The sequence below is a fragment of the Chryseobacterium sp. CH25 genome, assembly GCF_004119455.1.
GTDB lineage: Bacteria > Bacteroidota > Bacteroidia > Flavobacteriales > Weeksellaceae > Chryseobacterium.
Genome location: NZ_NRQT01000066.1, coordinates 1 through 275 on the forward strand (window position 1 = coordinate 1; position 275 = coordinate 275).

Here is a 275-nt window from a genome sequence, read left to right on the forward strand (position 1 = left end):
ATGAAAAAAATAATAATCCCTGTAGGCATGTTGCTGATTAGTCATTTAGCTAATGCACAGCTCACTCCTACAGAAAACTATATTCAATCCAAAAGCTATCTGGATTATAATGGGAGTACAGCTTCCAAAACTTCAGAAACAGTTCAGTATTTTGACGGTTTGGGAAGACCCAAGCAGGTGGTTAATGTAAAAGCATCCCCTCAGGGAAAAGATGTGGTCACTCACATTGAATATGATCCGTTCGGAAGACAGGTTAAAGATTATCTACCCGTTCC

1 protein-coding gene is annotated in these 275 nt (G+C 39.3%); it reads left to right on the forward strand.

The genetic code is table 11. From position 1 onward, the window contains the following. Positions 1-27: 27 nt before the first annotated feature. The coding region (locus BOQ64_RS22800) for a DUF6443 domain-containing protein (protein ID WP_185147098.1) at positions 28-275 on the forward strand (248 nt) is incomplete at its 3' end.